At 43.1% G+C, this 15,619-nt stretch carries 13 protein-coding genes; 12 read left to right on the forward strand and 1 reads right to left on the reverse strand.

Annotated elements, in window-relative coordinates; genetic code table 11:
• Nucleotides 1-45 precede the first annotated feature (45 nt).
• Together NSQ25_RS04550 and NSQ25_RS04555 are read left to right on the forward strand one after the other, a co-directional pair.
• Nucleotides 46-2,949: a 5'-nucleotidase C-terminal domain-containing protein gene (locus NSQ25_RS04550; RefSeq protein ID WP_326136641.1), complete on the forward strand. Its 2,904-nt coding sequence runs from the start codon at nucleotides 46-48 to the stop codon at nucleotides 2,947-2,949.
• A gap of 45 nt (nucleotides 2,950-2,994) precedes the next feature.
• On the forward strand, nucleotides 2,995-3,561 hold the full coding sequence (locus NSQ25_RS04555; protein WP_065214168.1) for a class D sortase: 567 nt from the start codon (nucleotides 2,995-2,997) through the stop codon (nucleotides 3,559-3,561).
• A gap of 38 nt (nucleotides 3,562-3,599) precedes the next feature.
• On the opposite strand, the gene NSQ25_RS04560 is transcribed toward NSQ25_RS04555, so the two are convergent.
• Complete coding sequence (locus NSQ25_RS04560) at nucleotides 3,600-4,508, reverse strand: RluA family pseudouridine synthase (RefSeq protein ID WP_326136640.1); 909 nt, start codon at nucleotides 4,506-4,508, stop codon at nucleotides 3,600-3,602.
• Nucleotides 4,509-4,617: 109 nt separating this feature from the next.
• Between NSQ25_RS04560 and NSQ25_RS04565 the strand changes: the two genes are divergently transcribed.
• From NSQ25_RS04565 to glpK, 10 genes are all read left to right on the forward strand, one after another.
• A complete protein-coding gene (locus NSQ25_RS04565) occupies nucleotides 4,618-4,965 on the forward strand; it encodes a DUF5365 family protein (RefSeq protein ID WP_041116937.1) in 348 nt (115 codons plus the stop codon).
• Nucleotides 4,966-5,275: 310 nt separating this feature from the next.
• Entirely contained in the window at nucleotides 5,276-5,941 is a 666-nt protein-coding gene (locus tag NSQ25_RS04570) for an HAD family hydrolase (RefSeq protein WP_034282284.1), read from the forward strand.
• A 15-nt stretch (nucleotides 5,942-5,956) separates the two neighbouring features.
• Nucleotides 5,957-7,495, forward strand: a complete 1,539-nt coding sequence (locus tag NSQ25_RS04575; protein ID WP_034282283.1) for a bifunctional GNAT family N-acetyltransferase/carbon-nitrogen hydrolase family protein — start codon at nucleotides 5,957-5,959, stop codon at nucleotides 7,493-7,495.
• 126 nt (nucleotides 7,496-7,621) lie between these two features.
• Nucleotides 7,622-8,038: a VOC family protein gene (locus tag NSQ25_RS04580; protein ID WP_061109598.1), complete on the forward strand. Its 417-nt coding sequence runs from the start codon at nucleotides 7,622-7,624 to the stop codon at nucleotides 8,036-8,038.
• 80 nt (nucleotides 8,039-8,118) lie between these two features.
• Nucleotides 8,119-9,036 (forward strand): AEC family transporter, encoded by a 918-nt coding sequence (locus NSQ25_RS04585; RefSeq protein ID WP_061109599.1) that lies wholly within the window; start codon nucleotides 8,119-8,121, stop codon nucleotides 9,034-9,036.
• Nucleotides 9,037-9,069: 33 nt separating this feature from the next.
• Complete coding sequence (locus NSQ25_RS04590) at nucleotides 9,070-10,662, forward strand: PucR family transcriptional regulator ligand-binding domain-containing protein (RefSeq protein ID WP_081124150.1); 1,593 nt, start codon at nucleotides 9,070-9,072, stop codon at nucleotides 10,660-10,662.
• A gap of 255 nt (nucleotides 10,663-10,917) precedes the next feature.
• Nucleotides 10,918-12,258, forward strand: a complete 1,341-nt coding sequence (locus NSQ25_RS04595) for an aspartate aminotransferase family protein (protein WP_034282275.1) — start codon at nucleotides 10,918-10,920, stop codon at nucleotides 12,256-12,258.
• A 157-nt stretch (nucleotides 12,259-12,415) separates the two neighbouring features.
• Nucleotides 12,416-12,973 carry a glycerol-3-phosphate responsive antiterminator gene (locus tag NSQ25_RS04600; RefSeq protein ID WP_024425304.1) on the forward strand — a complete coding sequence of 186 codons (558 nt, stop codon included), beginning with the start codon at nucleotides 12,416-12,418 and terminating at the stop codon, nucleotides 12,971-12,973.
• A 215-nt stretch (nucleotides 12,974-13,188) separates the two neighbouring features.
• Nucleotides 13,189-14,004 carry an MIP/aquaporin family protein gene (locus NSQ25_RS04605; RefSeq protein ID WP_024425303.1) on the forward strand — a complete coding sequence of 272 codons (816 nt, stop codon included), beginning with the start codon at nucleotides 13,189-13,191 and terminating at the stop codon, nucleotides 14,002-14,004.
• 15 nt (nucleotides 14,005-14,019) lie between these two features.
• The gene (gene glpK, locus NSQ25_RS04610) at nucleotides 14,020-15,516 is read left to right on the forward strand and encodes a glycerol kinase GlpK (RefSeq protein WP_034282273.1); all 1,497 of its coding nucleotides are present in this window, start codon (nucleotides 14,020-14,022) and stop codon (nucleotides 15,514-15,516) included.
• Nucleotides 15,517-15,619: the final 103 nt, after the last annotated feature.

Below are 15,619 nucleotides of genomic sequence, written 5' to 3' on the forward strand. Positions count from 1 at the left end.
TACTTAGTACACTATGAGAGATAAAGCTCGGAAGGGGAGGGTCTAATGAAACGTGTTCGTTCCATTCGAATGATCTGCTGTCTGGTTTTAGTGATCTTTAGTCTGCAATCCTTACTGCCTGGCATGATTACAGCAGAACAAGCCATTGCGTCTGAAAAGAAGGAAACGGTTTGGAACCAAAAGAAGCCAATGAAAATCAAGAAAGCCCGTCTGCTGATCGGAGAAACGGTGACGGTGAGTGGAATTGTGACAGCAGACCAATCGGCTATAGGCAATGGGAAACTGTCAACGTACATTCAAGACAAATCAGCTGGAATCAATATTTATTCAGCACAGCCCAACAACTTCCCAGAACTGAAAAGAGGCATGAAGGTGACAGTAACGGGGAAGATCACGTCTTATAAAGGACTGATTGAAATTGTGCCGGATCGAGATGCCCTGAAGGTAGATGCTGTCAATCAAACCTTGCCAAAGCCGAAGCGAGTCTCACTGAAACAACTAGAAACGGATCAGGCACATAAACATGAAGGAAAACTTGTGAAGGTCAAAGGCTATGTTGAATCAAAGCCAGAGCAGCCGGCTGGCGGTGGATATAATGTCGTGATTATTGATAAAAAATATCACAGCACCATCCTTAGAGTGATGGTGGATACAAGTGCCATTGATGAAGTAAAGACAGGGAAATGGTATGAGTTTACAGGAGTTTTAAGCAGATATGATACGCTGCAGGTGCTTCCAAGACACAAGGGTGATATCAGTCTGCTGAAACGCCAGCCAAAGCCGCCAAAAATCAAGAAAGAATACGAGGCAACGGTTGACCGGGTAGTGGATGGTGATACGATTCATTTAAAGAAGCCTGTGCTTGGTACAACAAAGGTGCGCTTTGTGAATATGGACACGCCGGAAACGTACCATAAGCCAAAAAATGAATTAGATCAAAACCAGCTGCGTTTTGGACAGAAGGCGGCGGACTATTTAAATACGATGCTTTCAAGCGGAGATAAAGTCACATTAAAGATTGGTCCTGAAGCGAAGGACGACTATGGACGTCTTTTAGCTCAAGTGAAAACCAAAAAAGGGGTCAATACGAATTTAGAGCTTGTGAAAAAAGGATATGCTCCCACGTATTTCATCTGGCCGGTTGGAGATGAAAAGGACTATCAGATGTTCCAAAAAGCGGTCAAAGAGGCGAAAGAAAAAGGGCTGGGCATATGGAACGAAGCGGACCCGCTGCTGGAACAGCCGTTTGAATTTAGAGCACGTGAACAGAAAAAAGGACTGACACGCTACGTCGGTGATTCATCAGCGAAAACGTACGTATCGCCTGACTGCTGGAAAGAAATCGCTGTAGATAAACGCATCTTTTTTGCTTCAAAAGAAGAAGCAGAACAGGCTGGCTATCAGACGGCAGAGGAAGCTGAGGAAGTCCCGTTAACCATTTTAAGCATGAATGATTTACACGGGAAAATTGATCAACAATACGAGCTGGATCTAAAAGGTGATGGCAATAAAGGAACGTATGGACGGATGGATTATGTGGCGGCTTATATGAAACAAAAACAAGCAGCAAACAAAAATACGATCACAGTTCACGCCGGAGATATGATTGGCGGCAGCTCTCCAATATCGTCTCTTCTGCAGGATGAACCAACTGTTGAACTCATGGAGAACATTGGTTTTGATGTTGGCACGGTTGGTAACCATGAATTTGATGAAGGGGTGGACGAGCTATTACGGATCATAAATGGCGGAGATCATCCTAAAGGCACAAAGGGATATGACGGACAGAATTTTCCGCTCGTTTGTGCAAACTGTGAATACAAGGATACAGGTAAACCACTTTTACCTGCTTATGAAATCATGGATGTCGAGGGAATTCCTGTAGCATTTATCGGTGTTGTGACAAAGTCAGCCGCAGGAATGGTGATGCCGGAAGGGATTAAAGACATTCAGTTTACAGATGAAGTCAAGGCCGTTAATGAAGCCGCGAAGGAATTAAAACAAAAAGGGATCAAAGCCATTGCGGTCTTAGCTCATATGACAGCCTCTCAAAATGGAGATACCATCACTGGAGAAAGTGCGAAGCTTGCCAAAGAAGGCGATGATGAAATTGATGTCATCTTTGCGGGGCATAATCACGAAGTGGTAAACGGAGAGGTCAATGGGAAATTAATTGTTCAAGCCTTTGAATATGGGAAGGCCGTTGGCGAAGTCAATGTAACACTTGACCGCAAAACGAAGGATATTGTCAAAAAGAGTGCAAATATCCAGTATGTAGACCAGTCTGGTATTGAAAAGGACAAGGAAGCAGCCGGCATCTTGGCTCATTACGGAAAAGAAGTTGAGCCGATTATTAGTGAGGTAGTTGGAGAAGCTGGTGTCAAAATGGAAGGCGGCTATTCAAATGATGGAGATACGCCGCTCGGTAATTTGATTGCTGATGGTATGAGGTATTCTATGAATAGTGATTTTGCCATGATGAATGGCGGCGGCATCAGGCAAAACCTTGAAAAAGGGCCGATTACGTGGGGAGATCTGTTTAATATTCAGCCTTTTGGCAACGTCTTAGTTAAACTTGAGATTAAGGGGAAAGACTTGGCTGAGATCATTGAAGCGCAAATTTCTCCTCAATTTGGACCAGATTATAGCATTTCGGGTTTTTCATATTCCTATGATCCGTTAACATATAAAGTAGTCGACTTAAAGCTGCCAGATGGATCAGACGTTGCGCTCGATCAAACGTATACACTCACGGTGAATAACTTTATGGCAACTGCAACTGGCAGTAAGTATGCACCGATAGGAAGGCTGGGGAAAAATCCTGAAACAGGTCCAGAGGATTTAGAAGCCACTGTCGCTTTTGTGAAGAGCTTTGAAGGAGCTTCCATTGTGTATCAAAAAGAGGGACGCATTCAAAAAGCAAAACAAGAAGAAAAAGCAGCAAGCTAAAGAGCGTTTCATCTAAGGAAATGTAACAGGTAAAGGAGTTTAAGCATGAAAAAGTGGCTTGCACTTACTGTGATGACAGCAGGAATTGTCTTGCTCGGCTGGGGAATTTGGCAAATCGCCTCTACACACCTTCAAACAGCACAATCATTAGAAGCCGCGAAGAAAGCGGTAGCGGACAATCAAAGGATGTCAAAGAAGCAGTTTTCTCCTGAAGTGGGGAAAGCCTCTGGCATCCTGACGATTCCGAAATTAAAAGCAGACCTTCCCATTGTCGAAGGGACAGATGCGGATGATCTTGCCAAAGGAGTCGGGCATTACAAAGGCAGTTATTACCCTGATCAAAAGGGACAAATCGTCCTATCTGGCCATCGCGACACGGTATTTCGCCGAACAGGTGAGCTGGATATTGGGGATCAGCTGAAAATCACTGTGCCGTATGGTGAGTTTCTTTATGAAATCACACATACGAAAATCGTGGATCAGCATGATACATCCATTATTACTTTGCAGAATGAAAAGGAAGAGCTCGTGTTAACGACATGCTATCCATTTCATTTCGTCGGCAATGCACCAGAGCGATATATTATTTATGCAAAAAGAGCATCTGTCTAATGAAAAAAGAGCCTGCATTTAATCAGCAGGCTCTTTTTTTAATGAATGATCTCGTCCATGAGCTGAGCCATATCTGGTGGAAGCGGCGCTTCTATGCTCAGGTGCTCACCTGTAAAAGGATGTGTCATGTCTACTTGTTTGGCGTGAAGAGCGCATCTGTTGATATAAACGCGAGCGCCGCCATAAAGTGAATCCCCGGCTAAAGGATGCCCGAGACTGCTAAGATGGACACGAATTTGATGTGTTCTTCCGGTCTCTAATTGCAGCTTAACGGCTGTCATTTGCAGGCGTTTATTGGTGTCCATAACCTGAAAATGAGTCACAGCACTTTGACCAGTAGGAGAGATTCTTCGTCTGACGGCATGATGCTTGTCACGGCCGATCGCTGCATTGATCGTGCCTTTCTTTTTCTTGAAAAGTCCTTCTGCGATGGCGATGTATGTTCTACGGATCGTTTTCTTAGAAAGCATTTGATCAAGCACAGCATGAGCTAACCTGTGTTTAGCAAAAATGACAGTGCCGCTTGTATCTTGGTCAAGCCTGTGGATATGTCTCACTCGCTTTTCCTCGCCATTTGCTTGAAAATGAAAGGCCACAAGGTTTGCCAGTGTGCCCGTTTGTCCCTTTTCATTCGGGTGCGTTGGCCGTCCAGCGGGCTTTTGCACAATCAATAAGTGCTCGTCCTCAAAGAGCACCTCTAATTCACCATATTCTGGCGTCACATCACTTTCTTCCATTTCAAATAAATCGATCAGGATGTGATCGCCTGTACTGACTTTTGCCGCGTGATGGGCAGGCTTTTGATTTAAACGTATTTTTTGATGCTCCATCCAAAAATGGATAATCGGTTTTGAGGCCGATACGGCTGTTTTTAAAAACTGACTAAGTGAAGTGTCATGATGCTGCTCACCTGCTTTTAGTGAGAGCGTGTGCCCGTTAATATTCATAATATCCGTTCCTCTCTTTGGGTATATATAGGAAACACTTACCTTGGCGAACGCCTTTTTTTCTGTGCTATTCTGAATGGAGAACTAACGACAGAGAGGTAGATGCCACGTGAGAATAATGAAAGCTGCTACAGACCTGCAAGAGCAGGCAATTGAAGAAATATCAAAGGATGTTGAAGATCTTCTATCCCATGCTGTCGGTGAAAACCCAGCTGCGCGTCAACAAGAACGCCCGCTGACCTTTGTTGAAGGGGTTTATAACGGAACGATGGACGATGCTTTTCGTATTTTATCGGGACTTCAGCTATTACATACCATTATTGTAAAACCTAAACGCCATATGACAAAGCGTGATCGTGAGCTATTCGAGCGAAACCGTGAGCAGGTCAATGCATGCGGCTTTTCTTTTCCGTTTGATTTAGACGATTTTGCCAGCCGCCGCCTTCAAAATGCGTAAAAGTTGGTGTGAACTTCCTTGTTAACTTACAAGGCTGCCGCACATACTATTTTTAAGGGAACGGAGAAACCTTTAGATCTGTAATACCAAACCCGCTCTTTTTCAACATTGCCTATTTCTCCACGAATCGGAGCGCTTGGACCTCTTGCAGAATAAACCGAACACGGGTAGGAGCCTGACAAAATGGTACAGGCTCCTTTTATACATAATTATTTTAGCAGACATTCATCTTTGAAAGTCAATTTTATTCACGATATGATAGCATTGAGTATCATATTAAAGACTTTCGTAAAAAAAAGGAGTGGCCTCGTTGGTAAAGGCGATTATATTTGATTTTGACGGATTAATTTTAGATACAGAAACACATGAATATGAAGTTTTACAAGAAATGTTTGCAGAGCATGAGTCGGAGCTGCCTCTTTCTGTATGGGGCAACGTCATCGGGACGCAGGCGGGCTTTAAGCCTTTTGAATACTTAGAAAAGCAGCTAGGAAAGACGCTCGATCATGAGGCACTCACAGCGGACCGGCGTTCTCGTTTTCAAAAGAGAATGAAGGATGAATCAGCACGACCTGGCGTAGAAGCTTATTTACAGGCAGCGAAGGAGCTTGGAATCAAGATTGGACTTGCTTCCAGCTCAGACTATAAATGGGTGTCTGATCACCTGAAGCAAATTGGTCTTTTCGATTACTTTGAATGTATCCGTACGTCAGATGATGTGGAAGAAGTCAAACCTCATCCAGAGCTTTATTTGCAAACCGCAAGCTGCTTAGGTGTAGAGCCAAAGGATTGTGTGGCATTTGAGGATTCAGTGAATGGATCAATTGCTGCCAAACGTGCAGGCATGAAATGCGTCATCGTCCCAAACAAAGTGACGAGCACGCTGCAGTTTGAAGAATATGATGTCAGATTAGAATCCATGGCTGAAATCGAATTGCTCCAGCTATTCCATCAGCTTGAAAAAGAGGATCAGTAAGGGGGCAAAAACATCATGGCAGAAAAACTCGATTTAACGCGGTTTGAAAAAAGAATGGTGATCCGTAATATCCGGGAAGAAGATATTGACCGAATCATCGCCTTGCAGGAGGTATGCTTTCCGGGCATGGACCCTTGGAAACGAGAGCACCTTGAAAGCCATCTTGAGCATTTCCCAGAAGGTCAGTTTTGTGCTGAATTTGAGGGAGAAATCATTGGCTCTTGTTCAAGTTTATTAATTAACTTTGATGAATACGATGACCGTCATACTTGGCAGGACATCACAGATGATGGGTACATCACTAACCATAATCCAGATGGGATGAATATGTATGGAATTGAAGTGATGGTTAGTCCTGAATACCGCCGCATGAAAATTGGCCATCGTTTATATGAAGCAAGAAAAGACTTAGCGAGAAGATTAAATTTAAAAAGCATCATCATTGGCGGACGCATCCCGAATTATCATAAATACCAAGAGGAAATGACGCCTCGTCAATATGTGGAGCAGGTCATGCTTCACCAAATTTATGATCCTGTTTTATCTTTTCAGCTGTTAAATGAATTCAGCCTCATGCGGATCAATCCGAATTACTTGCCGGATGATAAGGCATCGAGCACATATGCGACGTTAATGGAATGGAATAATGTTGATTATCGTCCGCAATCGAAAAGATTTTATAAATCGGCGTTCCCAGTTCGCATTTGCGTCATTCAATATGCGATGAAACAAATTCATTCCTTCGAGGAATTTATGAATCAGGTGGAGTATTATGTTGATGTCGCATCAGATGCGTCAGCTGACTTTGCCGTATTCCCAGAAATTTTTACAACGCAGCTCATGTCTTACTTAGAGGAGCGCTCCCCAAGTCTTGCAGTTCAGCGGATCACGGAATATACCGAGGATTACATTAATTTGTTTACAGACCTTTCTGTGAAGTACAACATTAACATCATCGGCGGATCACATTTCGTTGAAGAGGAAGGGAAAATCTACAATATCGCTTATTTATTTAGACGTGATGGAACAATTGAAAAGCAATATAAGCTCCATATCACACCGAATGAAAGAAAATGGTGGGGGATTTCAGCAGGTGATCAAGTTCGGGTATTTGATACAGACTGCGGTAAAATTGCGATCCAAATTTGCTATGATATTGAATTTCCAGAGCTTGCTCGGATTGCAGCTGATAAAGGAGCGAAAATTATTTTTACGCCGTTCTGTACAGAAGACCGTCAAGGCTATTTAAGAGTGCGTTACTGTGCACAGGCTAGAGCGGTTGAAAACCAGATTTATACCGTGATCTCAGGAACTGTCGGAAACCTTCCGCAAACCGAAAATATGGATGTCCAATATGCACAGTCAGCGATTTTTGCCCCATCTGACTTTGAATTTGCAAGAGATGGGATTGTAGGTGAGTGTAATCCGAATATAGAAATGGTTGTCGTTGGCGATGTCGATTTAGAAATTTTAAGAAGACAGCGGCAAGATGGAACGGTACGTCAGCTCAAAGACCGAAGAAGAGACGTGTACCATATTGAATATAAGAAATAATGAAGGAAGCGCCTATTGTTGAGGCGCTTCTTTTGATGACATCAGATTTTTTCAATTGACAAAGGGATGCTGGAGAAAAAGCCGAATATACTGAAAGGAGATTATGTGTTCAAAAAGGAGAGGAACATGGGGCGACAATCTAAACATTTGTATATCAATTTGCCGGTAAATCATGTGAAGGAATCTATCGCTTTTTTTGAGCGGCTGGGTTTTGACTTTGAGCAGCAGTTCACGAATGATCAGGCGGCCTGTTTGGTCATTGATGACACGATCACCGTCATGCTGTTATCTCTTAGGCATTTTCAATCCATTTCAGAGAAACAATTAGTGGATGCAAAAAAAGCATCAGAGGTGATAATCTCTATGCGCGTTCATTCACGGGAAGAGGTCGATGAGCTGGTGGAGCAGGCGATGGCAGCAGGCGGTTCACCGTTTAAGGAAAAGCAGGATCATGGGTTCATGTATGGCTGGAGCTTTCAAGATCTTGATGGTCATTTGTGGGAAGTATTCTATATGGATGAAGAGAGAAGCGGCCTTTCATAAGGGTGCTTCTTTTTTATTGTTTAACAGTGGTATGATAATGAGGAAGAATAGGAATTCATCTAGAGAAAAGTAGGTGCAGCATGGAGTTTTTACTTGTCTTACTGCCAGTGTTCGGTATCTTTCTTATCGGATATATTGGGCAGAAGGCCATTGGTTTTGACATACATACGCTCTCATCAATGTCTTTATATTTAATGTCACCATTTCTTGCGTTTGAAACCTTTTATCAAAACAAAGTATCGATGGACTATGTGTACCTATCTATTTTTGTCGTCGGACTTTGTCTTTCACTTGTTTTATGCGTTTTTATTTTATCTCGTATTTATGGTTATTCGAATGAAATGTATTGTGCCATGATTCTGTCGTCAGCATTTATGAACAATGGGAATTACGGCACACCCGTTGTCCTGCTTGTCTTCGGAGCTGCTGGTTTAGATATTGCCATCGTTTTAATGGTACTGCAGCAGCTTGTCATGAGTACAATCGGTATGTATTATGCAGCAAAGGGCGGAGAGGATGCAGGAGATGGAAAGGTTGTGCTGAAAAAAGTGCTGCGTATGCCGGTTGCATATGGGGCACTCCTCGGTCTATTATTTCAGCTGCTTGATCTTTCATTGCCTAAAGAGGTGATGACGGGTGTCCAGCTTGTGGGGGATGCCGCCATACCGACGATTATGCTTATTTTAGGCATGCAGCTCGCCGTCATTTCTTTTAAGCAAGTGGATTATCGAAATATTTCTTATGCTGTATTGCTGAAGCTGTTTATCTCACCTCTCATCGCATTTGGTTTTACGCTCATTTTACCGGTAGATGATTTGGTGAAACAAATTATGATCTTAGTTGCAGCTATGCCGACAGCAGCAAATACCACGCTGATGGCTGTACAATTTCGAACGAAGCCTGAGTTTGTCTCAAGCACGACATTTCTCAGTACCGTTTTAAGCATCGTGACATTACCAGTTTTATTATGGATTTTATCTATGCACCCTCTGGGATAGGGGTTAGGCGGCAAAACAAAGGGGGACATATCAATGAATGCAGATGTTCATTTTCAAGTGAGTGATGTGTTGAAAACAAAGTATTTTGCCCATGCAAAAGTGTTAGCAGGAGAAAAGGGATTGTTTCGGCAGGTCAAATGGGTCCATGTGCTAGAAGTGCCTGCTGTAGAAGATTTGTTAAATGGGGGAGAGCTCATACTAACAACAGCCGCAGGCTTTCATGATCAATTGGATGTGTTTCAAGCATTTTTAAAACAGCTGATCGATTCTGGTGCGGCAGGCTTGTGTATTGAATTTGTTCCGCTCAGATTCGATGTGCCGGAAGAACTGATTGCGTATGCAGAAGAAAGAGATTTTCCGCTGATTCTGTTTACAAAAGAAGTGAAATTCGTCAACATTACACAGCATCTCCATACGATGATGATTGAACGCCAGTATCAAATGATGGCTGATTTAGAAGCACTGTCATCAAAGCTGAATGAGCTTTTATTGACTCCCCATCCGCAGATGGATATTTTGGATCAAGTGTATCAGCACGTAAGGGGCATTCTTTTACTCATTCCTGTTCAGGGGGAGCCGATTATTTTATGTGATTCCTCTAAACAAACCGAAGAGCTGGTCATGAATTATTTACAGTTTGCTTCCTTGCCAAAAGGATATGAAGTGACCAAAAAAGAAGTGCTTGCACTCAAGCAGACATTTGCAGACCTTGTGCTCATTCATCAAACGAACGCGCTCTCAGAATTCGAACTGCTCGTCATGGATAAAGGGGCAAATGCTCTTGCCCAGCAAACGCTAAGAGAGCTTTATACAGAAGAGCTGAAGAAGACAAAAGAGAACGAATGGCTGCAAAAATGGTTCCAAGAAGAGCATTCAGAAAGAGATATTTTAGAGCATCTTGAAGAAACAGAAGGATTGAAAAAACCAACCGGCTGTGTGGTCATGCTCTTTCAAAAGCATCATCAAATCGAAGAAATTGCAGGAAATCTTTATTTTCTCGTATCGTGCCGCTCCATCTTTCAGCGAGCAGGTTTCCACTTGATTCCGTATGAGCATCAAGGACAAACCTTGTTTATTTTATTGAACACGAGAAAGAAGGAGGACTGGAAAGAGCGTGCAGAGAAGGCGGCAGCTGACATCAAACAATTGTATGATCGGGAGCAGCCCCGCGGAACTGTGATCAAATTTGGCATCGGTCCATATTGTGAACAGTTTCAGCATATGAGAAAAAGCTTTCAGGCAGCCAAAGAAGTGCTGCATATAAAGAAAGTGATGCCCCAGCGGGTGGAAAGCCCATTTTATCAAGATTTGCATATGCTCCGTCTCATGCCTGTCATGCAGGAAAGCGGACTGCTTGAATGTATGGTGAAAGAGTATTTGGAGCCTGTGATTTTATATGATAAGCAAAATAGCGGAAGACTCTATCAAACGCTGAATATCTTTTTACAGACAAACGGTTCTAAAAAGGAAACTGCAAGCCGGCTCTATATTGTGAGGCAGACCCTTTATCATAGACTCGATAAACTGCATGCATTGCTTGGTGAGGATATGATGCAGGCACCGAAACGACAGGCGCTTGAATTTGCGATTCTTGCATATGAATTCCTGCAAGGAAATCGTCGTTAACAAGGTATGTTAGATTTGCTAAGGCAACCGAGTAGAGTGTCTTATGGTTCTTTTCAATCAGTTGACGATCTGTCTAATGTAATCAGCCCGTCCCCTTTTTTATAATGAAAGTAACGATTGGTTCTCTCTTACGGGCGGCCTAGTTTCAGTTTCATATGCCTCCCTTTTCATCCATATAATGAATGGAGAGGCAGTGTGCTGCTGAACCGGTCTAAGCTTCTTTAATGATGAAAACGGATACATGGGGGCGGGAAGATGAAAATACATGAGCAGGCTCAAAATCTTCAGGCGAAAGATGATCAGTTGATCTGGCACCATATGAAAGGGACAAACAAGGAAAATGAAAGCATGGTCATTCACGAGGCAGAAGGCGCATGGGTGACTGATATTCATGGGAATCGATATTTAGACGGGATGTCAGGTCTTTGGTGTGTAAATGCCGGTTATGGCAGAAAAGAGCTGGCAGAAGCTTCATATAAGCAGCTAAATACAATGCCTTACTATCCGCTGACGCAAAGCCATGTGCCAGCGATTCAGCTGGCTGAAAAGCTAAATGAATGGCTTGGCGGGGACTATGTCATCTTCTTTTCTAACAGCGGTTCTGAAGCCAATGAAGCCGCATTTAAGATCGCCAAACAATATCATGCGCAAAAAGAAGAGAGCACAAGAACAAAGTTCATCTCCAGGTATCGGTCGTATCACGGCAATACAGCAGCAGCCCTTGCCGCAACGGGGCAGGCGCAGCGTAAATATAAATATGAACCATTAGGTCAAGGCTTTATCCATGTCGCACCGCCTGATATGTATCGTCATCCTGAGGATCAAGATACATTGGCAAGTGCAGCGGCAATCGATCAAGCCATGACGTGGGAACTAAGTGAGACCATTGCTGGGGTCATTATGGAGCCGATTATTACAGGCGGCGGTATCTTAATGCCTCCGAAAGGGTATTTGAAGAAGGTCAAAGACATCTGTGAGGCTCATGGAGCGCTTCTCATTGTGGATGAAGTCATCTGCGGATTTGGCCGGACAGGGAAGCGGTTTGGTTTTATGCATGAGGAAGTAAAGCCGGACATTATCACAATGGCAAAAGGGATCACAAGCGGCTACTTACCTCTTTCTGCAACGTGCGTGAAACGAGAAATTTATGAAGCGTACGCAGGGGAAGATACGTATGACAGGCTGCGCCATGTAAATACATTTGGCGGTCATCCTGCTTCCTGTGCGGTTGCCCTTGCCAACCTAGAGATCATGGAAAACGAGAAATTAGTAGAACGGTCTGACACGCTGGGGCAAGACATGCTCGAACGTTTGCAAGAGTTAAAAGAGCATCCATTTGTCGGTGATGTCAGAGGGAAAGGCCTGCTGTTTGGAATTGAGCTTGTCCAGGATCAACAGTCCAAAAAACCAGCTGACCCACAGGTTGTCGGTCAATTGATTGCTGAATGTAAAAAACGCGGACTGATCATCGGGAAAAATGGTGATACGGTTGCCGGCTATAATAACGTTGCCCAGCTTGCACCTCCGCTAAATATAACAGCCGAAGACGCTTCATTTATTATCAACACGCTAAAAGAAAGCATGGCACAGTTATAGCAGAGAGATTTCTCTGCTTTTTTCTATGGGAAGAGCACATACATTAAGATCTGCTAGGTGAAATCGGCATTGGATACACTAGGTGTATTGAAAAATAGAAGAGATTCTATTACTGTTAGGAGAAGACTGAACCAATACACTTAGAAGGAGACGGCATATGAGTTTTCATGATCAACCCATTCTACCTGCTGTTCGCAATATGAAGCAATTTGAGGAATTTTTAAAAAGTCCATTTACATACGGGGTGTTACTTGATGTCCATTTAGGCCGGCTAAAGGGCATCATGAATGAGGCAAATGCCCATCATAAAAAAATGTTTGTTCATGTCGATCTCATTCACGGGATCAAACATGATGAGTATGGAACGGAATTTATTTGTCAGGAAATGAAGCCGGCAGGAATTATTTCTACTAGGTCTTCTGTCATAGTGAAAGCTAAGCAAAAGAAGGTATATGCCATTCAGCGAATGTTTTTACTTGATACAAGTGCCATGGAAAAAAGTATGGAGTTCGTAGGGAAACATCGCCCAGATTTTATTGAAGTATTGCCAGGGGTTGTGCCGGATTTAATTACAGAAGTGCGCGAGCGAGCTGGTATTCCAATATTTGCAGGCGGGTTTATCCGCACAAAAGAAGATGTAGAAAGAGCACTTGAAGCAGGAGCTACAGCTGTGACAACATCGAATACAGCCCTTTGGAAAGCGTTCCAAAAGTGAAAAAGATAAAATGTGAAAATTGATTGACAACGTTTTCATCCTCTGATACTATAGCACTAAGTTAATATCATGTGATGGAGAAACGGAGATCCACAACAGCGCTTTACTAGGTGACAAATGACCCTGATGTAAAGTATGTTTGTTGTGGATCTTTTTTCTTTATCTTTTTTTACACATTCATAGGGGATGGCAACTGAACCAGAGGAGGAATTTTCATGACACCATTTTGGGGTGAAGTCGTAGGTACAATGCTTCTCATTATTTTTGGAGGCGGTGTATGTGCGGCAGTCAATTTAAAGAAATCGCTCGCATATCAGTCCGGCTGGATTGTAATCGCTTTCGGATGGGGATTTGCAGTAGCCATAGCAGCTTATGCAACAGGTGGAATCAGCGGAGCGCATTTGAATCCAGCACTAACAATTGGGCTTGCGCTTGAAGGAAGTTTTCCTTGGGCTGACGTACCAATGTATATTGCCGGTCAAATGCTTGGCGCATTAATAGGAGCTATTATTGTCTTTTTACATTACTTACCGCACTGGAAAGCAACAGACGATCCAGGTGCAAAGCTGGGTGTATTCTCAACTGGTCCTGCGATTCCGCATACTTTTGCAAACGTACTTAGTGAAGTCATCGGTACATTTGTATTGGTTCTAGGAATCTTAGCGATTGGTGCAAATAAATTCGCAGACGGAATCAATCCGCTGATTGTTGGATTCTTAATTGTGGCAATTGGTCTTTCATTAGGTGGAACAACTGGTTATGCAATCAATCCTGCACGTGATTTAGGTCCGAGAATTGCACATGCGATTCTGCCGATTCCAGGTAAAGGTCCATCGAATTGGAAGTATGCTTGGGTGCCAGTCGTTGGTCCAATTTTAGGCGGCGCATTTGGCGGTGTTTTCTACAATGCAGCCTTTAAAGCGAACATCACTCCAGCCTTTTGGATTGTAAGCGTTATTTTAGTTGTGGTATTGTTAGGACTCTATGTCTCTACGAAAAATCAAACAAATGCTGTAAATGAAAGTATGTAAGGGGAGGAAAACATCATGGCAAAAGAAAAATATATTCTCGCTTTAGATCAAGGGACAACAAGCTCAAGAGCGATCTTATTTGATCAAGAAGGCAAAATTGCCCATACAGCTCAGAAGGAATTTAATCAATATTTTCCGAACCCAGGCTGGGTAGAACATAATGCAAATGAAATTTGGAGCTCTGTTCTATCCGTCATTTCAACTGCTTTAATTGAATCAGGCATTGAAGCAGATCAAATCGCCGGTATCGGAATTACGAACCAGCGTGAGACAGCAGTTGTTTGGGATAAACATACAGGCGCACCCGTTTATAATGCAATTGTTTGGCAGTCTAGACAAACGTCTGGCATTTGTGAAGAGTTAAAAGCGCAAGGACACAATGAAACGTTTAGAAATAAAACGGGTCTTCTCATTGATGCTTATTTCTCAGGGACAAAAGTAAAATGGATTTTAGATAATGTAGAAGGTGCTCGTGAGAAAGCAGAAAATGGTGACTTGCTGTTTGGCACAATTGATACATGGCTCATTTGGAAGATGACAGGCGGTCAATCACACGTTACAGATTACTCCAACGCGTCAAGAACATTAATGTTCAACATTTACGATCTGAAATGGGATGAAGAATTACTTGATATTCTTGGCGTACCTGCTTCTATGCTTCCAGAGGTGAAACCATCTTCACACATCTATGGTGAAACAACAGACTATCACTTCTTCGGCAGAAATATCCCGATTGCAGGAGCTGCGGGAGACCAGCAATCTGCACTATTCGGTCAGGCTTGCTTTGAAGAAGGAATGGCGAAGAACACGTATGGTACAGGATGTTTCATGTTGATGAATACAGGGGAAAAAGCAATTAAGTCGGATCATGGTTTATTAACGACAATTGCATGGGGCATTGACGGTAAAGTTGAATATGCTTTAGAGGGAAGTATTTTCGTAGCTGGTTCAGCGATTCAGTGGCTGCGCGACGGACTGAGAATGTTTAAAGACTCAAAAGACAGCGAAGCCTATGCAAAGCGCGTTGAGTCAACAGAGGGCGTATATGTCGTTCCAGCATTCGTTGGTCTAGGCACACCATACTGGGACAGTGATGTCAGAGGCGCTGTATTCGGATTAACACGCGGTACTTCTAAAGAGCACTTTGTCCGTGCAACGTTAGAATCACTTGCTTATCAAACGAAGGATGTTTTAGATGCGATGGAAAAGGATTCAAACATCTCATTAAAAACGTTGCGTGTGGATGGCGGAGCTGTAAAGAATGATTTCTTAATGGGCTTCCAAAGTGATTTGCTGGATGTACCAGTAGAGCGTCCAGAAATTAATGAAACGACGGCACTCGGTGCGGCCTATCTTGCGGGAATAGCAGTTGGCTTCTGGAACGACCGTTCAGACATTGCAAAACAATGGAACCTTGACAAGCGCTTTGACCCTAAAATGGAAGAGGACAGCCGCGACTCGTTATACAGCGGGTGGAAAAAGGCTGTAAAAGCAGCTCAAGCTTTCAAATAAACCAAAAGTATGGTATACTTCAAGTAAGTTAATAGAACGGTTGGAGAACTGGAGAGACCGCAGGCACCGAAGTGTAGAAATACGCTTTGGGTGTTTGCGGTCT

This window comes from Bacillus sp. FSL R5-0512, assembly GCF_038593295.1.
In the GTDB taxonomy this organism is placed as follows: Bacteria; Bacillota; Bacilli; order Bacillales; family Bacillaceae; genus Bacillus; species Bacillus safensis.